The organism is Mesorhizobium sp. C372A, assembly GCF_030323245.1.
In the GTDB taxonomy this organism is placed as follows: domain Bacteria; phylum Pseudomonadota; class Alphaproteobacteria; order Rhizobiales; family Rhizobiaceae; genus Mesorhizobium.
On the sequence record NZ_CP100475.1, the window covers coordinates 3228674 to 3254555 of the forward strand.

Here is a 25882-nt window from a genome sequence, read left to right on the forward strand (position 1 = left end):
TCGGTCAATCTCCGCCTTCCGCGGACAGCAAAGGCCGCGCGTGAAGATAGTGGGCCGCCCTTCGTTTCGCTTCGATGTCCTTGAACACTTTCTGAAGCTGGGGCTCGGTGAGGCCAGCAACCGCCGCGAGCTCATTGCTGGCGACCCCGTGGTTCAGGCCGTAGAGGCATAGATCCATCAGGTGATAGGGCAGCGCGAAATAGAATTCTTCCTGGCTTTGGGTCATGGAAAAGGTGTCGGTGGTCGGTGGCCGCTGCCGGATTTCATCATCCACCTCGAGATATTCCGCGAGTTGATAAACCTGGGTTTTGTAAAGGTGAACGATCGGCATCACGTCGGCGGCTCCGTCGCCCTGCTTGACGAAAAAGCCCTGGTCGTACTCGAGGCGATTTGGAGTGCCGACAACCGCGTATTTGAGGCGGTCGGCGTGATAGTATTCCGTCATCTTGCGCAGGCGCTGCTTGCAGTTTGTCGCAGCAACGATCTGCAGATAGGCAGCTGGCGGCAGACGCACGGTATCTACTTTACCCTGCGGATCCTGGACCGTGAGGCGGGTTATATTGAGCCCGCTGCTCTCCAGAACCGACGCGATCACCAGCTTGCATTTCCACCCTTCCCCATAGTCGGGAACGACGGTCTGGATCGCATCGATCTGCCGGCGGTAGGCCCCAATGGCCTCCAGTGCCGGTGCTATGTCCTCAAGGACGCTTTCAATGCCAAGCTGTGCCGCGACGCGGCGGCCAAGTCTCAGGGAGTCGCCGGAAGAATCCCGCTCCGGCATGAACAGTCCCAGGACCTTGTCTTTCCCGAACGCGCGCATGCACAAGGTCGCGACGACGGAGCTGTCGATACCGCCGGAAAGACCGACAACCACGCCGCGACGATGCAGGGTGCCGAGAACCTGAGTGCGCAAGGTGTCAACGATGCGATCGACCTCCGCGCGGGCATCGAGCGTCAGCATGTCCTTGCTGAATTCCGGAATTATGTCGATGACAAGTCCTCCCTTTTGCGAGATTCGGCGGGGGAATAGGTCCGCACGATGGCCGTCTCGATAAGCGGACGGTTGGTGGCAAGGTTTGGTTCGACGACAAGGTCGATGTGGCTGCCCGTGATCGAAATGACGTCCAGGTGTGCCAAGACGCTGTCCCAGCCCAAGGCCCGCGGCATTCCCTCCCTGCGACATCGGAACAAGGTACCGGAGAGGGGCAGAGCCGGTTTCGGTGCCTCAAGCCACTGGAAGAATGACTTCGCCCTTAAAACCTCCTGCAGTTCCAGTTTGGTCCTGAAGATAGTCGGGTTGAACTCTCCATTGGCAAATCTGTCCAGAATCCTGGCCAGACGCGCTTCGCCGCCCACGGCGACGGTGATCTTCGCAAGGGCTCTGCAAGCCATCCGGTGCGCGGATATGCGGTTGGTGCGAATACGATAGAACGTACGGGTAACTGTCTCCCAATGGTTGCTCGGCTCGTCCAGAAGGCTCGTGTCGAGGATGCCCAGGAACCGCACCGTTCGCCCGGCCTTCATGAGCCGTGCGGCAACCTCGAATGCAACCGCGCCACCCAGAGAATGGCCGAGAAGTCGCACGGGGCCCGCAGGTTGGATGCGGCTTATCTGCTCGAGTGCGGCGCCAGCCATGGCGCTGAGGGTGTTGTGTCCGTCCAGTATCGCCGCAAGGCTCGGATATCGGATGGGGTTTACACGGGCGACTTTCCCCATGGCGGCTGCGAACGCAGCCAGGCTCGGACCATAGCCAACGGACCCTGGAAACAGGAAAAGAATCGGGGGGTGGTGCTTCTTTTCGCGCCCTTCGCCTAACCGTGCAGAGACGACCGCCTCAACCATCTCGTCCAAGCTCATGCCGACGGTGAATGCCTCGAGGCCCAGCTCTTGCCCGATGGCGTTTTCGATCGCCATGACGCAGTGCAGCAGCTGCAGCGAATCTCCTCCAGCATCATCCCAGTTTCCCGTGGCAGTGCCTGTGTTGAGAACCTGCGTCCACGCGTGCTGCACTATTTGACGCGTGTCCTTTGCTCCTCCGGCGGGCGGAGCATCGAGAGTGGACGACCGGGCGGCTCGCGCCCTCCTTCCGTGCGAACGATCTATCTCGGCCAGTGTTGCCAAATCGACCTTACCTCCCGACAGGCGTGGGATTGCGTCAACGGTGTGCAATCGCAAGGGACGCAATGGTGCCGGCAAGGTCATTCTGAGGAGCTTGCGAAGGTCGTCTGCAAAAGCGCCGCCTGCGAAGCGCTGGGGAACCGCGAAGGCGATGAGCTCCTGCGCGGCAGTTACCATCACCACGGCATCCGCCACCGAAGGCGCGCAGCGCAAGACCCGTTCGAGTTCGGCGGGCTCGATGCGTCGACCATTGATCTTGATCTGGCGCCCTTTGCGGCCGACGATCCTCAAGATGCCATCATCGTCGAGCCGAACGAGGTCCCCGGTCGAAAAAAGCCGAGCCTCGGGATCGTCGGGGTCCGGCTGCGCGGGAACGACCACACCGTTCTCCCAATGACCAAGCAGGACATAGCGGCTTTTGATAAGAAGCTCTCCACTTTCGCCTGGCCCTACATTGCGCTCCGCTTCGTCGACGATAGCGAATGTCATACCAGGGAGCAGCCTGCCGACGGGAACCGACGCGTCTTGCTCGGGCCAGTCAGGCGGCAAGAACCATTGCGAACCGATGGTTTCAGTCGATGAGTAGCCGATCTGGATCAGACACTGGTCCGAAACGGCTTTGCGCAGCAAAGCGATGTCCGTCCATGACACTTTCTCCCCACCGATCCGCGCCACTCTGAGCGGCCAGGAAGCGTCGGCGGGCGCCTCAGCCAGGAGGGCTCGAAGCAGTGCCGGCACAAGATAGGCGATCGTCACACCTTCGGACTGCAATCGAGCGCGCGTAGCGCGCAGGCCGACAGCCTCCACCTCGAGAAGATGCAACGTGGCGCCCGTCAGCAGCGCCGCAAAGATCTCCCGGCAACCGGCGATCGTGGCTGGCCCGGTCAGCGGCAGGAAAACGTCATCCGCGCTGATATGGCACGCATCGACATATTGCCGGACCCGCCATAGCAGGCTGCGTTGGCTGTTGACGATTCCCTTGGGGCGCCCGGTGCTGCCCGAAGTGTAAAGCACCAATGCGGGCGCATCGACCGAAACCATAGGGGGCTTATGCTGCTGTTCTGGGTGTTGATCGTTGGACGCCACGGCGGCCGCAATTTCGATCCAGACGATCTCTTGGGCCAATTCGACCGGGCGAACATTTTCGGCGCCTATAATCGCGCCGAGCCCCGCGGCACTGACTATATCGAAAATGCGAGAGGCGGGATCTCTTGTGTTGAGCGGGACCGAAGGCCGTCCCGCCGCCATGGTCGCCAACATCGCCACAGGATACCAAGCGGAGTTTGCTTGCAGGATGCCGATGGCCTGCCCTTCGGGGACGACGGCAGCGATATGAGTTGCCAGCGTCTCGACCGCCCGGAAAAGCTCAGAAAAAGTCAGGCGGTTCGCGCCGTCGCTGATTGCGAGCTTGTCAGGATACCGCCTGGCGACATCTCCAAGGTGGTCGAAGATTGGAGTGTCCGCAAATTTGGCACCCATCTGTCGGTAACGGCGCCAGACTGGCCCCCCTTGGTCAAGATCATATTCGGGAACGACTGACCACTTTCGGGTGGGTCGCAGATCCACCTGTAGGTTTTGATTTGCCACTTCCGAATGCAAACACACTGAGGACATTCAGGGCCCCGCCAAGCTGACGGTCGAACATCGCTCGCCGCGGAGATCTTTTCATCAATCATTCGGATGATGCCTCGATCTTGCCTAGCCAGCGCTTCCCGAGCGTCCTTCAGAAGTTTTGCCATCTGTGTCCAGCACCGGTCGTTTTTCCTTGCAAGCTCCGTCGAGCGCAAGACGGCTTGCCCAGGCGAACGGAGCGATCGGCATCTCCGCTAGAATCCGGGCTCGGTGCCCAGATTCACTGACTGGAACAATCATTCAAATGAACGTTGGTGTGATCTGAAATCCGGCTAAGCTTGATCCGTAGGGGAATGACTGCTCGTTCGGAGACGCTTGAGCATATGATCATCGAGTTGTTTGGGCCGCCTGGCGCGGGTAAAACCACGCTGCTTCGCGGCCTCTGCCAAGGGCTGGCGAGACACGGCATCAATGTGAAGACAGTAAATGGGTATCGCCTGATTGAACCTGGATCGGCTCAGGATGACGCTCCGGAAATCCGCCATGGCATAGGAAGAATTGGCAAAAAGATTGCCACATCCGGTCCTATCTTGCTGTCGACCTTGCCAAAGGACAGTGTCGCGGCCCGGCTTCTGGCATCGATCCCTCTTCGAAGCCGCGTGTGGTCATGGCGAATGAAGGTCGACATCGCCCAACTGTGCCAGTCCTGGCGCCAAGCGCGGGAGTCGCCCGGTTGCTTCATCTTCGAAGAGGGCATGATTCAGGCTTTGTGTGCGCTGGGTGTGCTGGCTAGAACTCCAAGCCTCGACGCGGTCCGCGAGTGCCTGGCGTTCCTGCCGCGGCCGGATCTCGTTGTGCAACTCGACGCGCCCCAGGAAACGTTACGCCGCCGTCTTGTGGATAGGCATGCGCAGCAACCGCTCCTCGAGGTTATGCTGTTCGAACTTGGCGTGGACAAAGGATTAAGGCAGGCCGAAATCTCAAGAGAGGTCGGCGAGTGCCTGCGCCAGGACCGATGGCCGTTGATACAAGTCAATGGTGCTGAACCTCACGACGTGGACGGGGTCGTCGCGCGCGTTCTGGGAGAGCATGTTGGTCATGCTGCCTAGGCTGGCCCATGACCTATGATCCATGACACATTTATGCATTTGGCGCCAAGCCGGGCAGCATCTGCCGCCAAGCGCGCAATCATGTCGAATCGTGCTGATCGAGCACTTCGAGCATGGTCGTCAACATGCTTCCGACTTCCTCAGAGATTTCCTCGGGGCGGATTCCCGCTCTGATGGCATCCGCCGTTGCTTGGTCCGCAAGTTTCGCCGCAAGAGCCGGATCGGCCTTGGTGTAGAGTGGGATCTTATCCTCTACCCATTTCTGCAGGAATTCGATGCCGCGCGCGCTCATACCAAGTACAAGCTCGGCGGGGCTTCTTGGTTCCGTCAGCCATATTCAAGAACGTCAGACCATCTTGCTCAGGCTGACGTTCCCACGGTCACGTCACGATGAACGAGGACGCCGTCAGAGCCAGGTGTGGCGATAGAGTGGCAAATTGGATCTGATGTGCGCCGCCCGAGCCGTCGCTGTCAAAGGAAAGCGCGCCGGTCGAGCTGTTATAGACGATGTGATCGCCGCTGTCGTGCGCGGCCCTGCCGGCGTAGAACGCCGAAGAGGGAAGGGTGCCGGTATGCAGGCCGGCAAACACAGTGTGGTCGAGTTGGATCTTGTCGTGGCCCACTTTGAAATCGGTGACCTTGTCGATATTGCCGACCTTGAGAGCCGAATCGAAGACAAAGACGTCGTTGCCGCCATGTCCGGTCAGAACGTCTCTCCCACCACCGCCGTTGATAGTGTTGCTCCCGGAATTGCCATCGATGGTTTGGGCGAATTCGTTTCCCGTGAGCTTGATAGCGGCAGTTCCCAATTTGCTGGTGGTCGCAAGATGCTCGACCTGCGAGCCGGCCGACAGCGCGTAGCTCACCGATGCCAGCACGCTGTCGTTGCCGCTGTGCCGCAGTTCCACCACTTTGTCGCCGGCGTTGTTGACATAGTAGGTGTCGTTGTAGCCGCGGCCCATCATCGTGTCCGCGCCAGCGGTGCCGCGAAGCACATCCGCGCTACCCGTGCCGTAGAAAATGTGATCGCCGGTGCTGGTCGGAGGGACACTTGTGGGCGGAGGCGCTGTGCTGGTAGGCGGCGGCGTTGGTTCGCTGGCCGAAGGACCGCTTGCGGTGCTCTGGTTGTGTTGAAGCAACAGAGCCTGCAGCGTCGGCGAGCTCTCAAGCGCCGTGTCGCCCTGTTGAGAACCCCAAGCATAGGCATAGTCGAAGGCCGGCGAAGGCGCTACCTTGGCCCAGTGGTCCAACATGGTCTTTTCCTGAGCAACGCTGGGCAGGACATAGCGACCGCCCGTGTCGGTCGTCCAGTCGCCGCCGCCGAAGGTCTGATACACGGGAACGACCTGACTGAGCGGGATGCCCGAGGCGACGGCCGCCGCCACAGTCCTGTCGATCATGTTGTAGTCAATCGTGCTTGTTCCGGTCCGTACCGGGTAGGGATCCAAGCCGTAATAGTCGATATGCGTGTTGGCAGGATTGAAGGTGTTTGAAAAGTCGGGGTTAGCGGAAGACCCCATGTTCATCATTGTTATGAAGGTCTTGGCGCCGGGCAGGTGGCTGTGGATCCAGTCTGACTCCGCCTTCAGATCAGCGGCGGTGGCATAAGTTCCCCATTTGCCGGTCGGGTCCGGCTCATCGACGAGGAAGAAGCCAAACACTTTCGGATTGCCGATGAAGGGCGTGACCTTCTGGATAAAGGAGGAGGTTGCACCATCTGCTTCATTGAGCCACACCAGGCCTTTCTGGCCGGCCGGCAAGGCGTTGAGCTGGTCCAAGGAAGATACATCAACAAGATTGAATCCGGCTTTCGCGACCTCGGAGGCCGACCCGCCCGAGGCGTAATGGAGTGTTGTCATTGACATACCCTTCGTCCGATTCGGTAGGCGCCCCACACCTGCCTAGGGAAAGGATCCATTAGCGACAAATCAAATACCGGCGTCCCTTGATAGAATCTTTGATCATGGTCCGGAAAACACAACAGCCTCGATGCTACGCTTGCGTCAGAGGTTTGTAGATGATCCAAGTATGTCGGGCGCTCAAGCCTGCAACGAAAGCATTGCAGCGAAGTCTGCCGGAGCGCTTGCGCATTTGCAGTGGCGGCAATCGGCCAATGCGCGCTTCGGTTGCGCGAGCCACCGCCCAAATGCGCGCTTCCGCAGGATTTATTCGAGCTCAGACCGCAAAGGAACCGCGTCCTCGCGAAGCCTCCCATTGCAGCCGCTCGATGCTCCTCAACGCGGTCGCCTAGCCGCGGGAAGATGCGGCTGGTGGGTCCGACCATATCCAGAGACCGGGTGAAAGCCTGCTTCCAGACGAAGCGGTCGGGAGAACTGCCGGTGCGAGTCATCACACCATCTGGGCGCGATGTTGATCCGGCGTGAGAAGGCGGGCGGAGATTGCTTTGAACGCGAGCGCGCGGACCTTCGAACACAGCCCTCTTTTTCTAAATATCCGGCCCGCCGTGTCGTACGCGAACGTGTCGTCGTTGCACGGTCAGACCGGATGATCCAACGCACTGACCGAGGCGACAGCGATTGTGGCTGCATTGCCGCATCGTTGATCAGCTTGCTTCATGCAAACAGACGAGGACAGCACGAAAGCCTCCTCCTAGCGTGGGACTGGCTGTTGTGTGTTCAGGGGCGATGAAACCGGCCATGGAAACCGCGGATAGGATCAGCTGTTTTAAGCGATTGGTATCGCATCCAGGAGCGACAGGATGAGTCCGCATCTGGTTTGCGTTGGAGGCGAGGATCATAGACTAAGAATCCCGTTTCTTTTGGCGCTTCGCGAAAGGGGTTTTCAAGTCACTGCCGTTTCGAGTGATCTCGGAGCCGCCTTTTCACCCCATGGCATTGCCCATCGCCGATTCGGGTTCGACCGCTTTGGCAGCGGCGGTGCAGAATGGGGTGCTGTCAGCGCGATCCGTGAACTGATGTCCGAACTGCGTCCGGACATCATTCAAAGTTTCGACACCAAGCCCAATCTCCTAACTCCACTGGCGGTGCGCGGGCACGTTCCCGTCGTTCGCACCATCAACGGGCTTGGTTGGACATTCTCGTCGCGGGAGCCGCGGGCCCTGGCATTGCGTCCTTTCTTTTGCGGCCTTCAGGGGGTGGCGTCTCGTTGGACAGCCATGACCGTCTTCCAGAATAGTGATGATCAGGCCTTCTTCGAGCGCTACCGGCTGGTGGCTCGCGGCAAAGGGCGACTGATCCGGAGTTCTGGCATCGACCCCGATGCATTCTCGATGGCAAGGTATCGTGGTCCTTCGGCTGCCACGATGCGCGAGGAACTTGGCCTACAATCGGCCCAGGTCATAATATTTGTCGGTCGGCTCACGCGGCAGAAGGGGATTCCAACCCTCATCGAGGCGGTTCCTCGCGTTATCCGCGAGAGGCCCAACGCGCGTTTCGTACTTGTCGGCCCGCAAGACTCCGAAGGTCCGTTTGCCGTCAGCAGAGCCGATATCGAGCGCCATGTTCCCCACGTTGTCGCATTGGGGCCAAGGCGCGACATTCCAGCCCTCCTGGGGATGGCGGATCTGTTTGCGTTTCCGACGCAATATCGCGAGGGAATTCCGCGTGTCCTGCTGGAGGCGGGATTGTCCGGATTACCGATCGTCGCCTCCAACATGCCGGGCTGCAACGATGTGGTTGAGGATGGCTGGAACGGCTATCTCGTGGCGCCGCGCGATGCGGATGGCTTGGCCTCCCGGATAGTCGATATTCTTTCCGACCCCGCCCGTGGCAAGACCATGGGGAGCCGTTCCGTCGGATTCGTGCGGGAGCGGTTCTCGTTGTCGTGGGTCATCGACCAGTATTGCGACCTGTACAAGACAATCCTGGGTGGCAGATATCGCAGCAGGCTTGTTCAAGCTGCGCAGGCGAATCCGAGGGAAGAGGCGGTGCCGAGCCCCCATCGACTGGGCGAGGCGCGGCAATGATGCGTGATGCGCTTCTGGCCTTCGGCGTCGCGATGTCCTACGCGGCGCAACTCAGCATCCCAGGGCTGCCCTTCGGCTACAGCGAACTGTGCCTCACGCTCTGGATAATGCTGTCGATGACGCGAATCCTTGCTGGCGGCCAACTGGAGGTTACGCCGGCACTGGCTAAGCTTGGGCTTTTCTGGCTGATCCTGGCGCTTGCCATGGGCGTGGGTTACATCATCGGTTTTCTGACAACCACGTTGTTCCTGGATCCGTTGTTGCACGACACGCTGGCCTATGTGCTGTTGGCGTGCGTCACCTGTCTGGCCGCTGCGGAGCCCAACGCGTCTTTCCGTTTGCGTCGTATCGCCTGGTGGATGGTTGCTGTCGCGAATGCGGGCTTCATCATTCAGGTAGGGCTTGGTTTCGGCTGGCTCCATCAGGCTGGGGTCGAACCCTGGTACTGGGACCGCTTCTGCGGGTGGTCCGACAATCCGAACCAGCTTGCGCTCTACTGCGCCCTACTCGGTCCACTGGCCTTGCATCTTGCCACAACCACCAGCAATAAATGGGGAAGATGCCTTGCCCTATGCAGCCTCATATTCACCGTTTACGTCGGAAGGCTGACAAAAAGCGATACCTACCTTTATACCACGGTCCTGGCTTGTCTGATCCTTCTCGGGCTGCGGGTCCGGGCCTGGCTGGCGAGCGACGGCAATAAGGCGAGCCTTTCAAGGCAGCTTGCCGTCCTGATGGCCGTTGGCTTCCTGCCGCTGGCCCTGTCTATAGCGCCCTATGCCCTCAGCGAGGCCTCCAGCGCCGAAGACTTCGCCAAGAGCCTGACCAAAGACAAGGGCGGGGAAGCGACTGCCCAAACCGCGGCGCTTCGCCTCTACCTCTGGAATGCAGCCTTGGAGAAGGGGGCACGATCGGGATCGCTTGGACTGGGTCCGGGCCCGCATCTAGATAGTCCGCCCGTGGTCAATCAACAGTTTTTGCCGCGGCCCTTCGAGGCGCACAGCACCATCCTGGATCTCTACACTCAGGGCGGCCTGATTTCGGTTCTAGCCCTGATGTGGATCTTCGGCTCGGCTGCGTTGTCCGCCTGGCGGGCGAAGCTGGACGCTCTCGTGGCGCTCGTGGCATCGATCGCCGTTTTCAGTGCTCCGCATTTGGTCATCCGCCATCCGATCGTGTGGTTCTGTCTGACCCTCTGCCTTGCCGCCGGGACGCCGGAAGCGATCCCCGCGATTGTTCGCCAGAGGAGATGCTAGAATGTGTGGGATCGCCGGAATTTTGTTGGCGCCCGATGCAGCCAACGCAAGTGCGCTCAGGGCCATCGGACCGATGGCGACGACGCTTCGTCATCGCGGACCTGACGGTGAGGCCTTCTGGGTGAGCCGTGAAGGGGGGGTAGCCTTCGGCCACCGGCGACTGGCCATCGTCGACCTGTCCGAAGCGGGTCGCCAGCCAATGCTCTCCGCGAGCGGTCGGTATGTCATCACCTTCAATGGCGAGATATACAATTTTCGCGATCTGCGCCGTGAACTGGAAGGGGCGGGCCATCATTTCCGCGGCGCCAGCGACACGGAGGTCATGCTGTGCGCGATCGAAAGCTGGGGCCTTGATGCAGCCCTCGCGCGCTTCGCTGGCATGTTTGCTTTCGGGCTGTGGGACCTGAAGAACCGAACGCTTCAGCTTGCCCGCGACCGAATGGGCAAGAAGCCACTCTATGTCGCCTTGACACGTGACGCGCTTGTCTTCGCCTCGGAGCTGAAGGCGATCACTTGCTTCCCAGGCTTCACCCCGGAACTCGATGTCGATGCGGCGACGACGATGGTTTCCAACGGCTGGGTGCCGGATGACCGTTGCATTTGGCAGGGCGTGTTCAAGTTGCCGCCTGGTTCAGTCCTGTCGGTCACTGCGGCGCAATTCGCCAACGCCCGCGGCACCGGTTCGCTTGCGCATCGCATTCACCCTTGGTGGTCGCTGGCCGATGTCGCCGGCAAGGGACAGCGCGATCCGATAGCCGCCAGCGACGAGGACCTCGCGACCGAGCTCGACAGCCTGCTCCGACTGGCCGTCAAGCAACGAATGGTTGCAGATGTGCCGCTGGGCGCCTTTCTGTCGGGCGGGATCGACAGCTCGACTGTCGTCGCCCTGATGCAGGCACAGTCCCGAAACCCCGTTCGGACGTTCACTATAGCGTTCGGGGAAGGTGGGTTTGATGAAGCTCCCCATGCGGCCGCGGTTGCTCGGCATCTGGGCACCGATCATACGGAACTTCATCTCTCGCCGGCTGCCGCGCTTGAGGTCATTCCGGAGCTGCCCCGGATTTGGGACGAGCCGTTTGCCGATGAATCGCAGATACCGACGCTGCTGGTGTCGCGCCTCGCGCGGCAACACGTAACCGTGGCGCTTTCAGGCGATGGCGGCGACGAGTGCTTCGCAGGCTATTCTCGACACTTCCTGGCAACCCGCCTCACAAAGCAGCATGAGCTGCCATTGTCATTTCGCCGGCTGTTGGCATCGGGGGCTGGGTTGCTGGCCCAAGCCTCTCAGAAAGATATCTTCGGCAATCTGCCGCTTTCGGCGAATATGCGGCATGGCTTGCGCGGTGACCGCTTGGCTCGCCTTGCCCGCCTGCTCGCGGCGCGAGATGAGGACGAACTCTTTCTGCAACTGACAAAATCTTCAGCCAACGACCTTGTTCATCGCAAGCCGTCGACAGCACCTACCGACACCACAAAGCTCGACGGCCTGCTCTCGCGTCTCCTATTCGCCGACATGACAGGCTATCTACCGGGCGACATTTTGGTGAAGCTCGATCGAGCCACCATGGCCAACAGCCTCGAGGGGCGATGCCCGATCCTGGACCATCGCGTCGTTGAATTCGCCTGGCGCTTGCCAGCCCGCGCCAAAGTCCGAAACGGGAAGGGCAAATGGTTGCTTCGCCGACTGCTTGATCGTTATGTACCACGCCGACTGGTCGACCGGCCCAAGCAAGGTTTCGACGTTCCGGTCGGGACTTGGTTGAAAGGGCCCTTGCGCGGCTGGGCAACCGATATCATTGCCACGATCGGCCGCTCCGGGGACGGGGTCATCGACCGTGAGAAGGTCGACGCATGCTGGCGCAATCATCTGCATGGAAGCCAAGATAATTTCCGCGACCTGTGGCCGGTGCTCATGTTTCAGGCGTGGCGCAACGAAGCCATGCGGCCATCGACGGTCGCCACGCACCCTTCTTACCATATCGAACTGACAGGGGATTGAGATGGAAGGTTCCATAGCCAACCGCGCCCGGCGTCCGCGCGCCAAGCAGATGGAAGTTGGGACACTTGAAACCAATCTGCGCTTGATGCGGCCGCCACGCGAGCCAACGCAATCGTCACCCTTCCACCAGCTCGTCATCATCCTGACGACGCGAAAATGGTTCTTGCTTGCCATGGCCCTTCTGGGCGGCATCCTGGCCGGACTGGCAGGCTTCACCCGCCCGGTGCTGTTCGAGGCAACGACCCAGGTCATTATCGATGCCCCGAGCAGCAGTGCTTCGGGCGGCGTGGCATCCGCCCAGGACTCGCTGGAATCGAACATCGATGATCATCTGACGATGCTCTCCTCGCAAGGCCACCTGCGTCGGGTCCTGGCAGCACTCCGCAAAGCCCAACCAGTCGACGGTAACGGAAAGACCGTCGTCAATGCCGTCCCGCCCGCGGCTGGCTCGTTCCTCATCGATCTCCTGAGCAGGGCCTGGAGACAGGATAACACGGTGGCGGAAAATCCGGACGCAGCGGACGCGCCCGAACTGAAGGCGCTACGCAACGGAATGAGGGTCGGACAAGAGCTGCGATCACGCGTCATCACCATCGGCTTCACCGATCCAAGTCCGGCGCGTGCGGCACTTGTCGCGAACACGTTTGCCCAAGTCTACATTCAAGATCTGGTACAAAAAAGCCGGGCATCGGATCAGGTTAATCTGGATTCGATAGTCGCCAGCCTTCCGCAAGTACAAAGGGATCTTGTCGAAGCGACAGATCGGCTGGAGACATACCGGCTCACGCATGGCGCCGTCGATCAGACTGCGGCCAACAACGCAGCCAGTGAGACAGCGGAACTCGGCCGGCAGATATTCCTATCGAAAGCCAGTCTTTCCGCGTCGGAAGCGCGCCTTCGCCGTATTGAGGACCTGCGCAAGGCGGGCGCCCCGGTCACGGCCATCGCTGAAGAAATCGGGTCGCCCGTGTTGACGGACCTGGTGACACGCCAGTCGGGTGCCGCCGCCGACGGCGATCTGCGCAACGCGATCGCCCGCGAAATGGAGCAAAGCGTTGCCCGAATCGCTGCCGAGGCAAATGTCTACCGGTCCCAGGCTACGGCTCTTGAAAGTCGCAAGGCGATGCTCGACGCGGCCGTGGCCGACACGGCGAGCCAACTTTCGGGGCTGCGTTCCCTTGAGCCTAGGGTAGCCATCGTGACGCAGCATTACAACGAACTCCTGAGCCGGCAGCAGGATCTGATACGTCGCATCGCCGCTCCTTCGCCAGGCGTAGCGGTCCTTTCGACCGCCTGGCCGCCGTCGACCCCCGTGACATTGTCGCCGATTTTCCTGATTCCCCCCGGCATGGTCGTCTTTGGTCTCATGGGGGCGGTCATTGTCCTGGTCCGCAACGGTTTCAACCAAACCTTGCGCAGTGAAGCCGAAGCCGAGGCCGAGCTTGGGGTCCCGTGCGTAGGACTGCTTCCCAGGGTTGCGGGACTTAATGCCAGAAAGCTGCGGCATCTGGTTCTGAGCCAGCAGAACTTGCCGTTCAGCCGCGCCGTGACTTCGCTGCTCGTCACTGCGGCGCCAACTCAGGGGAAGGGGCAGCCGCCGCATATCATTCTCGTGACGTCCAGCATCCAGGACGATGCCAAGACCGAGTTGGCATGGAGCCTGGCGCTGGCGGCAACGCGGCTGGGAGGAAGAGTGCTTTTCCTCGATCTCGATCGCAAGGATGTACGGCTCACGAACGGGTTTCGTGGTGAATTCAGCACCGACAAGGCCCGGAACTCCTTCGGCGACTATATGAATGAACGTTGCGTGCTGAAGGATGCAATTACGAGGATGCCGGAAATCGGTATCGACCTCATGGCCGCTCCAGCACCTTCCGATGATCTCCTGACGCTTCTGTCCACCGTCGACAAATGCCAGTTCACCGAGGAGCTGCGTTCGGCCTACGACGTGGTCATCATGAACGGTCCCCTGGGCCTCGGGGGGCCTGAAACCAGGCTGCTTAAGCGCTGGGCCGATTCGGTGCTTTTTGCCGTTCGCTGGGCAAGGACGAGGCGCAGCATTGCCCGTGGTGCTCTGGATGCAATAGGAGCCGGCGGATCCGCCACCGTTCCAGTAGGGAGTGTGCTCACCCGGGTGAACCTGAAGAGGCTAGCCGGCTCCAGGCTCGGAGACAACGCCGATCTTCTGTTGGAGAGGGTTTGAAGATGCGTGTGCGATCTTCAACAGAAGCTCCAGGGAGCGATCGAGCCCCTAAATCGAGCCAGCTACACGATGATCATTGAATTTTTCGGACCTCCAGGATCCGGCAAAACAACCTTCGCACATGCGCTTGCGCAGCAGCTGCGCGGGAAAGGCTATCACGCCAAGGTCGCTCTCAGCTACAAGCCAAGCACCAGGGCCGCCAAATATGATCTCGGAATCTTTCTGTTCATATCACGGATCGTATCGGCGATGTTTTCAACAGCCAGAATACTGCTTTTTTCGGCAGGGCGAGCCGATGATATTTCCAATTCCTTTGCAATAGTGAGGATGATACCGCCAAAAAACCGAATATGGCGCGCGCGAATCTGGCGATACATCCTGCACCTTTCGCGTTGCTGGAAGTCTGCGGAGCAATCGCCCGAAATTATAATTTTCGATCAAGGATATGTTCAAGCGATTGGTTCGCTTGCGATGTTTAATGGGAGCACCAACCCCAGAGCGCTGGAAAAGGCGCTCAGCCTCGCACCGGCGGCCGATCTCACCGTCAGGCTCTTGGTGCCAGCTGCGGTCGTGGAAAGTCGCCTTCGTCGGCGGATGGAGCTTGAGCCGCCGGCGGAACGGATTTTCGAGGCCGACTTGAGCGTTAACATGCGCTCATTCGCCGTTTTTGAAGCGATGCATGACCTCCTGACAACATCTGGCCGGGAAATCATCTCCGTCGAAAACACCGATGGTCCATCGACCTTTAAAAGTATTTGTCGGATTGAGAGACAAATACTTTCTGCATTGTCGCGCTTCGATAGGTCGGTCGGCGAAAAGCAAATTGAGTTGCCGGCTCATCGCGCAGATGTAACTGGTTCAGCAACCGCACCGCCGCGCAACAAGGACATGGGCTCGCGGCTGGCTTGGGCAAGCATATTCGCCTTGTTGATCTATATTGGTGGCGCTGGTTTGACCAGTCTTGCACAGTTGGCAATTGCACGCCTTATCGGACCTCACAACTACGGTATCTATTCCTACGTTCAGGCTTGGACGTCAGTGCTCGCCTATCTGGCAACGCTTGGCTTTAATGTATCATTGTTGCGTTTCCTCCCGGCCTATAGGGCCAGTGGCAGGCTTGATCTAGCCCGCGGGGTGATAAGATTTGCGCTGCAGAGATCGCTGATAGCGGCAACCTTGTTCGGGATGATCGGCGCTGCGTCCGTCCTGTTCCTTTCAGATCCATCGGAAAGAGGGCTTGAGACAAGCATCGTGCTCGGCATGATGGCTGTGCCCTTGGTTACGGCCTATGCTCTCGGAGCCACGCTTGTGCGTGCTTTCGGCGGCGTTGTCTCGGCGTTGTTGCCGGAGCGCATCATGCGAGACGGACTCCTGCTCGTGTTGGTAGCGCTCCTGGCATTGTCGGGATTTCGAACAGTGGATGCGCCCTCGGTGACGATGGCGGTGCTTGTGAGTTCCGCTTTCACAGCGGCGCTGGTGTTCATCATCGCGAGGAGGTTTGAACCACCCGGCCTGGGACACGCCAAGCCAAGTTATGCCTCGAGGGAATGGTGGCTTGCCGTCCCCCCGCTCATGCTCATCACTGGGCTCGATGTTTTCGTCAGTCGGGCAGGAGTCCTGGTTTTGGGCTGGACAAGCCATATTGCTGAAGCGGGTATTTTCGCGCTGGCCTTGAATGTCGCGATGCTCGTGGGCCTGTCCCGTATCGCCGTGGCAACCATGTTTTCGCCAACAGCAGCCGATCTCTACGTCAGAGGCGATCGCAGAGGCCTACAACAGCTGTTCGCGCGCGCAACCCTGCTTTCTGCTGGCGGTGCCATCCTGGTGGCCGTCCCAATGATGGTGATAGTCGAGCCGTTCTTGAGCTATTTCGGTGAGGGTTATAGCGCGGGAGCGCCGATCGCACGGGTTCTGATTTTGGGATATGTCTTTGTCGCGCTGTGCGGGCCCCAACAGAATCTCCTGACCATGACTGGAAATGAATGGGCTGCGGCAACGACGATGGTAGCGGGTGCTGTGGCCAATATAATTGCCTGTGCAGCCGGAGTTGCGGTGTACGGCCTGCTTGGCGCTGCGGTGGGTGTGGCACTTGCACTGAGCATCTGGAGCATTGCCATGGCCGTCTATATCCGCAAGCGACTGAAAATCATGCCAGGCTTGGTTTTTGCCTTGCTGTCGATCAGGCCGAGCGCGGTCGATGCCCGTCAATGGCATTGGTTCTTGAGGGCGAGCAAATGAGAGCACTGTTTTGGCTACGGTGATTGCCGTCGTTCGGGCAGGAAGTCACGAAGCCCGGATCGCACAAAGGCCATAGGGCTGCGCAGACGCTTCGGCGTATACCTGTTCCGGACACCCGCGTCCCCGCGGGCAGCCGATACTTTGCGGGCGGTGTCCGTCATTTGAAGGATGCATCAGTTTCGGAGGTGCACCACGGTGTGCTCACAATCTGCGGAGCATCCATGGAACAAGCCCGAATGGCGAGCGCCTCGGCGCCTGCAGTGCGCCGTCGCTCGGAGAGATCGACGCCTGTCGAGCGCAGCCAACGCGAAACCCTCACCCAAGTTCAGGTCCTGCGCGCCCTCGCGGCTAGTTCGGTCGCGCTGCGACACGCCCAGCATGATGCGGCCACCCTGGAATTACAGGCCGGCCGCACCTTTCAGAGCTGGAATCCGATACCATGGAGCGCTGGAGTCGATATTTTCTTCGTGATTTCCGGGCTTATCATGGTGCATACGTCGCGACAGCTGTTCGCAAAGCCCGGGGGCGCGCGTCTCGTCATTTCCCGCCGGATCGCGCGAATTGTCCCGCTATATTGGGCGCTCACCTCGCTCTACATTGCGGTAGCGGTGGCCGCCCCAAATCTTCTCAACCAGAGCTACGTCGATTTCAGGTTTGTAGTCGAATCCTACTTATTCGTTCCGGCCAGTCGCCCTGACGGCGTCGTTCAGCCGGTCTACGAGTTGGGTTGGACGCTCAATTATGAGATGCTGTTTTACGTGCTGTTCACGGCGACGATCGTGCTGCCCATGCGGTGGGCAGTTACGGTCCTGCTCGCGATCCTGGTTGGGATGGTGCTCTCGGGCGCTCTTGGGGCTCCTTTGCCTGAGCCCTGGGGTTTCTGGACCAATCCGATCATCCTCGAATTCGCTTTCGGCGCGATGATCGGGGTCATGTGCGCCTCAGGCCTGCGGCCTTCCGGCCCAATCAGGGCCTGTATGGCCGCAACGGGACTGGGTGCCCTGATGCTTGCGGCGGCGTTTCCCGATATCTCGGCCGGCTTTGGTCGCTCTGTCGTGTATGGCATTCCGGCGTCTCTAATTGTTTGGAGTGCTGCCTTGGCACCGCCGGGTAAACTGAGGCATGACAGCCTGGCGGCGAGGTGGGCCGCTGGCGTTGGCGATGCGTCATACGCTCTTTACCTCATGCATCCATTCGTGATCCGCGCCATGCGCATATTGTTCTGGCGTACAGGGTTGATCTTTGTGCTCGGCCCGTGGGCCTTCATCGGTTCCGCCTTGGCGATCACCCTGGGCGTGGCATTTATCATCCACCGTCTGTTCGAGAAGCCGCTCACCCGCTATGCGCGGCGCCTTTTGGGGGTCGGGCACGGCACAGGACGGCAGCTTGGGTCCCTTCCATTGCCGGCGTATCCCAAGACGGATTGAAGGCGAGCCGCGACCCTGCCACACCAAGGAAATGCCGCTGTTGTGCTCACAATGCCGTTGCCGGAAGTCCAGCTGGTCGCACCTGTCCGACAGGGCGTGCATGGAATTCCCGATACCATTCCACGAAACGTTGCACGCCGTCCTCCAGTGTTGTCGCCGGTGCGAAGCCAACGGCGCGGCGCAGGTCCCTGACATCGGCGCGGGTTTCCAGGACGTCACCTGGCGGTAAAGGTACGTTGACGCGAACGGCCCGGCGACCAAGCGCCGTCTCGATGAGCGCTATCAGATGGTTGATTTCTTCCGGCCGATCATTGCCGATATTGTACAGCCGATACGGCGCCGAGCTGGTGGCAGGATCGGCAGCGCGACCGTCCCAACCGGGATCCTGACACGGTGGTTTGGCGAGCACGCGAACAACCCCCTCTACGATGTCGTCGATATAGGTGAAATCCCGCCATACGCGCCCGGCATTGGCGATTTCGATCGTTCGGCCCTCGGCGATGGCATGGGTGAAAGTATAGACAGCCATGTCGGGCCTGCCCCAGGGACCATAGACGGTGAAGAAGCGCAGTCCGGTTACGGGCAAGCCGAACAGATGGCTGTAGGAATGCGCCATGCACTCGTTGGCGGCCTTGGTGGCGGCGTAGAAGCTCACCGGATGATTGGCACCATGATGCTCGGAAAAGGGTATGCGTCGATTGGCACCATATACGGAGCTCGACGAGGCATAAACGAGATGGCTGACGCCGGCGTGTCGGCAGCCCTCCAGAACGTTGAGAAACGCGACTATGTTTGACTCCACATAGGCATGCGGGTCCACGAGCGAATGACGTACCCCGGCCTGGGCGGCCAGATGCACGAAGTGCGATGGCTGGAATTCGCAGAACAGCGCTTTCACCAGCGACCGGTCCGCTAGGTCGAAGCGCATCGGCGTGAACCTCGGCTCGGCGCAGAGCCGTGTAAATCGCGCCTCCTTCAGCTTCAGGTCGTAGTAAGGCGTGAAGTTGTCGACGCCGATGACCTCGGCGCCGAGCCGCAAAAGGCGTGACGCAACATGAAATCCGATGAACCCAGCGGCGCCCGTGACGATGATCGGCCCCGTGTGCGTAAGGTTCGACGCAGCACCATCCTGCAGCGCGTGAACGATATCCGCCAGCTTGTTGACCTTCGAATCTGCCTCGGCCATGGCAAGTCACTCCCGTTTCCAGGTTCCGCGTTCCGCGCTATCTCGGCAGCGCCTGAACGATCGGAAATGGCGCCGCCGGCCTTGTGATCTACGCGACAGCGCGCTCAATGCGGGCCGCCGCTGTCTGAATCAAAGCGGATGCAGACAGCAGTCGATTTCTCATGGCAAAACCGAAATGCGCCCCAAAAGAGCCACTAGTTCCGCCTGACGCCTCGTGTCGGTCTTGGCGAACAGCGAGGCGAGCTGAGAGCGGATAGTCGTGCGACTGAGATGCCAGCTGCGGGCGATCTCCAGGGGCGCGTCGCCATGGGCCAGGCGTAGCGCCAACTGCGTTTCCGCGCTGGTCAAACCGAACATCCTTTGCAACGTGCGAGGGTTGGCCGCCGATTTGTTATCCCGGTCCAGCAATGCGACGACGGTTGTCCCGTCCGGTGTAACGACCCCCGTCTCGTTCATGGTCACCGGCCTGTCGCCTCTGCTGTGGATCACTACCCATGAGAGTGAGCCCGGCTGGAGGTGGACCGGAACATTCGCGACCAGCCGCCTCAACCCGGCAGCAAGCTCGACGGCTGTATCAGTTGCTTCGCCCTGGCGTGCGAGGGTGTCCCGAGCGGCAGCGTTCCATTCTATTACTTTCTTGTCTCGGTCCAGGACGAGATAGCCGCAACCCATACGATCAAGCATGCCGGTGATGGATTCCAGGCTGCGTCGTCGAGATCCGCCGACCCTTGCGTCCGGTCGGTCCACAAGGCTTATCGGCCTTTCGTGGCGGGTATCGTTCAATACAATGTATTGCCTGCCTGCAAGCGCATCGTTTCGCGTTTCAATCAGTGTCATCGCTTCCACCCAACCCATTGCTACTGACGCAAATCAAATCTGATGAAGTTGCTGCTTCAACTTGAATTTCCACATACTGCGAGAAATCTGCGAATGGTTTTTCCGCAGCGTCTCTTGGATATATCTTTCTGAAGAGCGCTCCTGACACCATGATTTTATTCGCCGGCAAAGTCATGGCAATCGGGCATTGGGATTAGGTGCCACCCCTTCGGCCTAGTCTCGACGGACTAGACCGAAAGTTGTAGTCTTTGCGCATGGGTTCGGACCTGCGCTGGCTCAAATCGAATGTGTCGAGCACTACGTGGGCTCATCTAGCTTCGCTTTTGGTGTTTGCAGCATCGATAGCATTCGAGGCGATAAGTACGGTATATGGCGGCCAGCCGTTGCCGCTTGTTGCGTTTATCCCCATAACCGTTGTCATCGTGTATCTTGAGGGCCGTTTTGTTGCCATCGCAGCAACGCTTCTGATGGCGGTCGCCGGCTTGTGGATGCGACACCTGTTGGACGGTCACCTCACTGGTCGAGACTGGACCGGGGCCGTCTTCCTTCTGGGTTCGGGTAGCCTGATCGCAACCGTGTTCCACCGCCTGCGACAAGATCTGCACGGCGCGCTCAGGGTGGCAGAAGCGAGGCTCGCTGCCATCGATGCTGCCGCCTTGGGCTTTGCTAATACCAATCGCCATGGCGAACTGCTGCAGTCGAACAGACGGCTTTTGGAGATGACTGGCTACGCGCACAAGGAACTTGCCCAACTGGAGCTGGAGGAACTCATTTTCCCCGACGATCGAGGTACTGTGCGGAAACTTTTGCAAGATTTGGGCAATGGGACCGCGTCGGCGACGGATATCCGCGTTTTGCGCAAGGATGGCACGGCATTTTGGGCTCACCTGGCCCTGTCTTCGTCGCGGCCGGACGAGGCGCCAAATGAGAGCGTATTCGTGGTGGTTGACGATATTTCCGAGCGACAAGCGGCACGCGAGGCCCTTCGGGCTCAGAAGGAATGGCTCGATCTCGCCGTATCTGCCGGGCGCCTGGGCACATGGCAAATAGACATTGAGGATGGGACAGTCGCCGGCTCCGGCAAGTTCTGGGACATCCTTGGTCTGCCTCCGGCCCCAGTCCGCCGCTTGGAAGAACTCTCGGCCGTAATCCATCCCGTCGACTGGCCGAAGTTGTCCGCCTCGGCAAAGCCTTCATCGGCATCGAACTATGACGTCGAGATTCGCGTCCGGCAAGTGGATGGTCACACACGCTGGATTGCATTGCGTGGACGGCAGGAAGAGCACGGCGACCGCAAAATGCGCATCGGGGTGGCGGCGGATCTGACCGAACGTCGACAAACAACTTTGCTTCGCGCCGCCGTAAAGAGACGCGAGCGCATAATGCGCGAAGAGCGCCATCGGTTCAGCAATGTGTTTCCAGTGATTAGAGCTCTGGTCAACATGATCGATACTCCCGACAATGATGTTGCCAAATACAAGGAGATGTTGATCGATTGGATTCGAACACTGGAGGCGACCCATCGCATCCTTTCTCGTCATGCCAACCTGTCAGGGATGCTCCATGAACTCGTGGACCGGGAATTGCAGCCCTTCAAGGAGACACGCGACATTACGATCAGTGGACCTTCCCTCACTGTGCCAAGCGGCGCCGCCGAGGGCTTGGCGATGATCCTTCACGAGTTGACGACAAACTCGGTGAAACATGGTGCGCTGGGTGACCCGAATGGCAAGGTCGAAGTTAAGTGGCGATTTGCATCCGAGGACGAAGGCGACGACCTCGTGTTCGATTGGGTGGAATCGGGCCGACGGAAGAGTTCAAAAGTCGTACGCCGCGGGTTCGGGTCACTGATAATCGGTGTGGACAGCACGCCGCTTGTCGGGCATTCCCCGAATATGGAAATAACCGAAGATGGCCTTCGATATTCGCTGCGTGTATCGCGCAAAGAAATTGAGGAATTTGGACTGCAATAGAGCCCCTCCAAGTCGAAGCCGAATTGGCCAATTAACCGATGGTGTGGGCCCTTTGCTGCGATTTCCTGCAAGCAAACTCGGGCCGGTTCGAGGGGCATACGTCAACTCGCCTGTCTCGTCAGCCAGCTTTGGAGCAACACAGCTGCTTCGGTACGGTTTCTAACCCCAAGCTCACGCAGCACGGCTGCGGCATGGATTTTCGTTGTCGCCTCGGCAATGTCCAGATTGCGGGCAATCTCCTTATTCGAGTACCCCTCTGCCATCAGCTTGAGGACGTCCTTCTGTCTAGACGTCAGCCTAGCGACGTCGCCCGAGCCCTCGTGCCGGCGGCTGGCATTTTGAACCGGAGGTGGGGGGGCATGCGATCTCTGGTCGGCAGACGTTCGAGATAGGAGAGATGGCACATAGATCCGGCCAGCGAGGATTTCGTTTACAGCCAGCACGACTTCTTCGTCGCTCTGCGATTTGACGATATACCCGTGAAGTCCGATCGAAAGCGCGGTCAGTATCTCCGAGCGGGAATCATCCCCGGAAACGATCGCAAAGCGAGTGTCAGGATAGGCAGCCATAAAGTCGCTGAGCACTTCCTGATGGAACAGCCCAGGCATGTTCAGATCGAGGATCGCAAGATCGATGGACGCCTGCTCCTCTAAAAGATTGACCGCGGCATCGAAACACGAAGCTTCGAATATTTCGGCGCTTGGAATTCCAGCCATGAGTGCCAGCCGGAGACCACGCCGATATAAGCCGTGATCGTCGGCAATGACGATCCGAGCCATGCAACTACCCCAACGCGTTACTCGGTTCCCGACGAGAAAACCCGCTGGAACCTCCCATTCGCCTATGATCGACAATCCGTGGTGGTCCTAAAATGGCGGCCATCCACTGGTCAACGCATCACAGTGATGTCCGCAGCGTCCCATCCACGCACATCCAGAACGTCTAATATAATACTAAATTGCGAAGCTCATCCATAGATTTTTAACCCTGGCGTGCGGTGCCTGTCCGCAAAACGATGCCGGTTTCCCATCTCTGGGTCCAAGCCAGCTGTTCAGGACCATCGTAATCATGTGGCATCTGTTATGTCGCCACCCGCTGTCGCCGGACCTGTAGGCCGGTCCGGCCCTGGCGGATCGCAGCTTTCTTGAAAGCAACTGCTTTCGTTTTATCGGCGTCATGATCAGTGCCCAATCGCGCTTCTGTAGGCTGTTGATCTCGTGGCCATCTAATACCTTGAACGTTTTGAATCCCTACCATTCGAATGCACGACGACAGCCGCCCCGGCTGTCACATACCTTTTCGCATATGATGTTCGGATTGCCGCCGAGGTTTGGCCGGATTTGAGGGGGTGCCCTGGCCGGACAATGGAACACCGATCCCGAACAAAGCCAACTGCAGATCAGGAGGATCGAATGAAAGCGGTGATTCAATGTGGTGGGATGGGTACGCGCCTTCGACCGTTTACATCGGTCCTGCCGAAACCATTAATGCCGATAGGGGCCCGGCCTGTTCTTGAGTTGCTTTTGAAGTGGCTGCGGCGCAACGGCATTGAAGAGGTATATATTACGACAGGGTATCTAGGACATTTGATCCGTAGCGTCTGCGGCGACGGATCGCAATGGAACTTGAAGATCAAATATACCCAGGAAATGGAGCCACTCGGCACCGTCGGACCTCTCTCTCTGATTAGGGATGAACTGAACGAAACATTTGTCGTTCTGAACGGCGATGTCCTCACAGATCTAAGCCTGAGCCGGTTTGTAGCCGCGCACCGCTTGCATAGGGATCCCGTTACGATTGCCACGGCGTGCCGTCATATCAAGATGGACTTCGGGGTCATCGACGAGATCGACAATACCGTCCAGCTCTTCCGGGAAAAGCCGACGCTTTCCCATCTCGTCAGCATGGGGATTTACTGCATGAACCCAGATGTCCTGCGGTTCATTCCGTCCGGGATCCCATTTGGGTTCGATGACCTGATGCTGCAGATGATGCAGGGCGGCACGACCGTGCATGTTTACAAGCATGACGGTCTTTGGCTCGACATCGGTCGTGTCGATGACTTCCAGAATGCACAGGCAATTGCCTGGGAAGATCAGTCGTCCTCAATCGAGGTCGCGGCTGCCGCTGCAGCCGCATGAAAGTCTGATGCAGAGGTCTAGCCACTAACAAGGCTTTCAGGAGGTCAAAATGCTCTTGGTGAGCGCCCCGATCCTAGGCGTGCCAGAGAAGGCAGCCCTGTCGCAGGTGATTGATAGCGGCTGGCTTACGATGGGGGACAGGGTACGAGAGTTCGAACAGGCCTTTGCCGGCATGCATGGCGCGCGAGATTGCGTTGCGGTTGGTTCCTGCACCGCAGCGCTCCATCTTCTCCTCCATGCTTTGGGCATCGGCCCTGGCGACGAAGTACTGGTTCCTTCGCTGACGTTCGTGGCGACGGCGAATGCGGTGCTGTATGTAGGGGCGACGCCGGTCTTCGTCGATATCGAGTCCGTCGACGTGCCGTTGATCTCGGTTGCGGAAGCCGAAGCGCGGTGCACGACGCGCACGAAAGCGGTCATTCTCGTTCACTTCGCCGGGTATCTCCCCGATCGGGAACAATGGCAGCGGTTCGCCCGGCTTCGCGGGCTGCATATCATCGAGGACGCTGCGCACGCGCCCGGGCTTAGGGAAGTCGGGACATTCGGCGCCGCGGCCGCGTTCAGCTTCTATGGCAACAAGAACATGACAACGGCCGAAGGGGGCGCCGTGATCGCACGTGACCCCGATCTGCTCGACAGGGTTCGCCTGGCCCGCGGGCACGGAATGACCACGGGGACGCATCAGCGGCTGAACAGTCGTACGCCGCAATATGATGTCACGATGCTCGGGTTCAACTACCGAATGGACGAGATGCGAGCGGCAATAGGGCTGGTTCAGTTGCAGAACCTGCAAGAGTGGAACGAAATCAGGCGTATCATAGCTGTCTTGTACCGACGCCTGATCGCGGACCGTTGCCCAGCCATTGTCATTCCATTTAGCGAACCCCGGACGTCGGCTTACCACATCATGCCGATCGTCCTGCCGCGCTACGCGAGCCGGCAGGATGTCATCGACGAGCTGCGGACACAGGGCATACAGACCACCATCCACTACCCGCCGGTGCACCAAATGACGTTCTACCGCGAGCGCTTTCCCGGCGTGAGTTTGCCCCGAACAGAGGATTTCGCTCAGCGAGAGCTCACAATTCCGCTGCACCCCCAGATCACTTCCGCCGCCGCCGAATCAGTCGTGGCTGCCCTGGCAGCCGCGCTCAAAACAGGCGCGCTCAAAGCAGGCGCCCAAAGAGGAACTGCTGCATGAATGCGTTAGACCCTGCCTTTCACCGGATGTTCGTTCCAAATCCTGATCACGGCTTTGCGAGACGCGCAATCGATCTTGCGGTGGCGGGCATCGCTACCGTCGCATTGGCGCCATTGATGCTGCTGATCGCCGGAGCGCTTCTGCTCGAGGGCGGTGGCTCGATCTTGTTCGCTCAGACCCGCATCGGGGCCGGCGGCCGAACCTTCCGCATGTACAAATTTCGCAAATTCGGTGTGAACTGCGGCTCTCAAGGCCTTGCGCTGACGGTCGTGGGCGATACACGCATGACCACCGTTGGCCGCTTTCTCGCAGCGACGAAGCTGGACGAACTACCGCAGCTGTGGAATGTCCTCAAAGGCGAAATGGCGATCGTCGGCCCACGGCCCGAGAGCCTGGCTTTCGCCGATTGTTTCCGGGGCGAGCTTAGGGCCGTGCTGCAATACAAGCCAGGCCTGCTGGGACCAGCCCAGGTCGTTTTTCGGCACGAAGCGCATTACTTCCCCCAATCCGTAGATCCGATCGTGTTCTACCGGGAGGTCATGTTCCCCGCCAAGGCAACACTGGACCTCTCATATTATCCGCGACGCACCATCGTCTCCGACCTCGCGTGGATGGTGCGGGGAGTGCTGGCAGTGGTCGGTTGGGTTCCGGTACCGCCGATCGACGTTTGAATATC

At 59.5% G+C, this 25882-nt stretch carries 18 protein-coding genes; 11 read left to right on the top strand and 7 right to left on the bottom strand.

The window, feature by feature from the left end:
* Window positions 1-4: 4 nt before the first annotated feature.
* Window positions 5-961 carry an NAD(+) synthase gene (gene nadE, locus NLY42_RS15430; RefSeq protein ID WP_023754520.1) on the bottom strand — a complete coding sequence of 319 codons (957 nt, stop codon included), beginning with the start codon at window positions 959-961 and terminating at the stop codon, window positions 5-7.
* Window positions 962-981: 20 nt separating this feature from the next.
* A complete protein-coding gene (locus NLY42_RS15435; protein WP_023754519.1) occupies window positions 982-3732 on the bottom strand; it encodes a non-ribosomal peptide synthetase in 2751 nt (916 codons plus the stop codon).
* A gap of 341 nt (window positions 3733-4073) precedes the next feature.
* Between NLY42_RS15435 and NLY42_RS15440 the strand changes: the two genes are divergently transcribed.
* Window positions 4074-4799 (top strand): AAA family ATPase, encoded by a 726-nt coding sequence (locus NLY42_RS15440; RefSeq protein WP_023670888.1) that lies wholly within the window; start codon window positions 4074-4076, stop codon window positions 4797-4799.
* 79 nt (window positions 4800-4878) lie between these two features.
* On the opposite strand, the gene NLY42_RS15445 is transcribed toward NLY42_RS15440, so the two are convergent.
* Complete coding sequence (locus NLY42_RS15445) at window positions 4879-5091, bottom strand: DUF768 domain-containing protein (RefSeq protein WP_023670889.1); 213 nt, start codon at window positions 5089-5091, stop codon at window positions 4879-4881.
* An 88-nt stretch (window positions 5092-5179) separates the two neighbouring features.
* Complete coding sequence (locus tag NLY42_RS15450) at window positions 5180-6658, bottom strand: M10 family metallopeptidase C-terminal domain-containing protein (RefSeq protein WP_023754518.1); 1479 nt, start codon at window positions 6656-6658, stop codon at window positions 5180-5182.
* A gap of 860 nt (window positions 6659-7518) precedes the next feature.
* Between NLY42_RS15450 and NLY42_RS15455 the strand changes: the two genes are divergently transcribed.
* The 6 genes from NLY42_RS15455 to NLY42_RS15480 all read left to right on the top strand — a co-directional run bounded on the left by NLY42_RS15455 (window position 7519) and on the right by NLY42_RS15480 (window position 17868).
* On the top strand, window positions 7519-8745 hold the full coding sequence (locus tag NLY42_RS15455; RefSeq protein ID WP_023727383.1) for a glycosyltransferase family 4 protein: 1227 nt from the start codon (window positions 7519-7521) through the stop codon (window positions 8743-8745).
* A complete protein-coding gene (locus NLY42_RS15460) occupies window positions 8742-10001 on the top strand; it encodes an O-antigen ligase family protein (RefSeq protein WP_023691498.1) in 1260 nt (419 codons plus the stop codon). Before NLY42_RS15455 ends, NLY42_RS15460 begins: the two co-directional genes overlap by 4 nt.
* Window position 10002: 1 nt before the next feature.
* A complete protein-coding gene (gene asnB / locus NLY42_RS15465; protein WP_023754517.1) occupies window positions 10003-12000 on the top strand; it encodes an asparagine synthase (glutamine-hydrolyzing) in 1998 nt (665 codons plus the stop codon).
* A gap of 1 nt (window position 12001) precedes the next feature.
* On the top strand, window positions 12002-14203 hold the full coding sequence (locus NLY42_RS15470; protein WP_023754516.1) for a GumC family protein: 2202 nt from the start codon (window positions 12002-12004) through the stop codon (window positions 14201-14203).
* 69 nt (window positions 14204-14272) lie between these two features.
* Window positions 14273-16441, top strand: coding sequence for a polysaccharide biosynthesis C-terminal domain-containing protein (locus tag NLY42_RS15475; protein ID WP_031244362.1), 2169 nt, complete (start codon window positions 14273-14275; stop codon window positions 16439-16441).
* Between the two features lie 221 nt (window positions 16442-16662).
* On the top strand, window positions 16663-17868 hold the full coding sequence (locus NLY42_RS15480; RefSeq protein WP_023754514.1) for an acyltransferase family protein: 1206 nt from the start codon (window positions 16663-16665) through the stop codon (window positions 17866-17868).
* A gap of 46 nt (window positions 17869-17914) precedes the next feature.
* Here NLY42_RS15480 and NLY42_RS15485 read toward each other — a convergent pair whose 3' ends face one another.
* Both NLY42_RS15485 and NLY42_RS15490 read right to left on the bottom strand, forming a co-directional pair.
* The gene (locus tag NLY42_RS15485) at window positions 17915-19054 is read right to left on the bottom strand and encodes an NAD-dependent epimerase/dehydratase family protein (protein ID WP_084779676.1); all 1140 of its coding nucleotides are present in this window, start codon (window positions 19052-19054) and stop codon (window positions 17915-17917) included.
* A gap of 159 nt (window positions 19055-19213) precedes the next feature.
* Window positions 19214-19891, bottom strand: coding sequence for a helix-turn-helix transcriptional regulator (locus NLY42_RS15490; RefSeq protein ID WP_023689781.1), 678 nt, complete (start codon window positions 19889-19891; stop codon window positions 19214-19216).
* A 254-nt stretch (window positions 19892-20145) separates the two neighbouring features.
* On the opposite strand from NLY42_RS15490, the gene NLY42_RS15495 reads away from it, so the two are divergent.
* Window positions 20146-21864, top strand: a complete 1719-nt coding sequence (locus tag NLY42_RS15495) for a sensor histidine kinase (RefSeq protein WP_023756318.1) — start codon at window positions 20146-20148, stop codon at window positions 21862-21864.
* A gap of 101 nt (window positions 21865-21965) precedes the next feature.
* On the opposite strand, the gene NLY42_RS15500 is transcribed toward NLY42_RS15495, so the two are convergent.
* A complete protein-coding gene (locus NLY42_RS15500; RefSeq protein WP_023681040.1) occupies window positions 21966-22643 on the bottom strand; it encodes a LuxR C-terminal-related transcriptional regulator in 678 nt (225 codons plus the stop codon).
* 633 nt (window positions 22644-23276) lie between these two features.
* On the opposite strand from NLY42_RS15500, the gene NLY42_RS15505 reads away from it, so the two are divergent.
* The 3 genes from NLY42_RS15505 to NLY42_RS15515 are packed head-to-tail and all read left to right on the top strand — an operon-like array spanning window position 23277 to window position 25877.
* The gene (locus NLY42_RS15505; RefSeq protein ID WP_023681041.1) at window positions 23277-24005 is read left to right on the top strand and encodes a nucleotidyltransferase family protein; all 729 of its coding nucleotides are present in this window, start codon (window positions 23277-23279) and stop codon (window positions 24003-24005) included.
* A 49-nt stretch (window positions 24006-24054) separates the two neighbouring features.
* Window positions 24055-25206 carry a DegT/DnrJ/EryC1/StrS family aminotransferase gene (locus tag NLY42_RS15510; protein WP_023754512.1) on the top strand — a complete coding sequence of 384 codons (1152 nt, stop codon included), beginning with the start codon at window positions 24055-24057 and terminating at the stop codon, window positions 25204-25206.
* Window positions 25203-25877 carry a sugar transferase gene (locus NLY42_RS15515; RefSeq protein WP_023681043.1) on the top strand — a complete coding sequence of 225 codons (675 nt, stop codon included), beginning with the start codon at window positions 25203-25205 and terminating at the stop codon, window positions 25875-25877. The genes NLY42_RS15510 and NLY42_RS15515 overlap by 4 nt, the downstream gene beginning before the upstream one ends.
* The last annotated feature ends 5 nt before the right edge of the window (window positions 25878-25882 follow it).

Coding starts and splice junctions, on each gene's coding strand:
- nadE (WP_023754520.1), bottom strand. CDS start 961: ATGCTGACGCTCGATGCCCGCGCGGAGGTCGATCGCATCGTTGACACC.
- NLY42_RS15435 (WP_023754519.1), bottom strand. CDS start 3,732: ATGTCCTCAGTGTGTTTGCATTCGGAAGTGGCAAATCAAAACCTACAG.
- NLY42_RS15440 (WP_023670888.1), top strand. CDS start 4,074: ATGATCATCGAGTTGTTTGGGCCGCCTGGCGCGGGTAAAACCACGCTG.
- NLY42_RS15445 (WP_023670889.1), bottom strand. CDS start 5,091: ATGAGCGCGCGCGGCATCGAATTCCTGCAGAAATGGGTAGAGGATAAG.
- NLY42_RS15450 (WP_023754518.1), bottom strand. CDS start 6,658: ATGACAACACTCCATTACGCCTCGGGCGGGTCGGCCTCCGAGGTCGCG.
- NLY42_RS15455 (WP_023727383.1), top strand. CDS start 7,519: ATGAGTCCGCATCTGGTTTGCGTTGGAGGCGAGGATCATAGACTAAGA.
- NLY42_RS15460 (WP_023691498.1), top strand. CDS start 8,742: ATGATGCGTGATGCGCTTCTGGCCTTCGGCGTCGCGATGTCCTACGCG.
- asnB (WP_023754517.1), top strand. CDS start 10,003: ATGTGTGGGATCGCCGGAATTTTGTTGGCGCCCGATGCAGCCAACGCA.
- NLY42_RS15470 (WP_023754516.1), top strand. CDS start 12,002: ATGGAAGGTTCCATAGCCAACCGCGCCCGGCGTCCGCGCGCCAAGCAG.
- NLY42_RS15475 (WP_031244362.1), top strand. CDS start 14,273: ATGATCATTGAATTTTTCGGACCTCCAGGATCCGGCAAAACAACCTTC.
- NLY42_RS15480 (WP_023754514.1), top strand. CDS start 16,663: ATGGAACAAGCCCGAATGGCGAGCGCCTCGGCGCCTGCAGTGCGCCGT.
- NLY42_RS15485 (WP_084779676.1), bottom strand. CDS start 19,054: ATGGCCGAGGCAGATTCGAAGGTCAACAAGCTGGCGGATATCGTTCAC.
- NLY42_RS15490 (WP_023689781.1), bottom strand. CDS start 19,891: ATGACACTGATTGAAACGCGAAACGATGCGCTTGCAGGCAGGCAATAC.
- NLY42_RS15495 (WP_023756318.1), top strand. CDS start 20,146: ATGGGTTCGGACCTGCGCTGGCTCAAATCGAATGTGTCGAGCACTACG.
- NLY42_RS15500 (WP_023681040.1), bottom strand. CDS start 22,643: ATGGCTCGGATCGTCATTGCCGACGATCACGGCTTATATCGGCGTGGT.
- NLY42_RS15505 (WP_023681041.1), top strand. CDS start 23,277: ATGAAAGCGGTGATTCAATGTGGTGGGATGGGTACGCGCCTTCGACCG.
- NLY42_RS15510 (WP_023754512.1), top strand. CDS start 24,055: ATGCTCTTGGTGAGCGCCCCGATCCTAGGCGTGCCAGAGAAGGCAGCC.
- NLY42_RS15515 (WP_023681043.1), top strand. CDS start 25,203: ATGAATGCGTTAGACCCTGCCTTTCACCGGATGTTCGTTCCAAATCCT.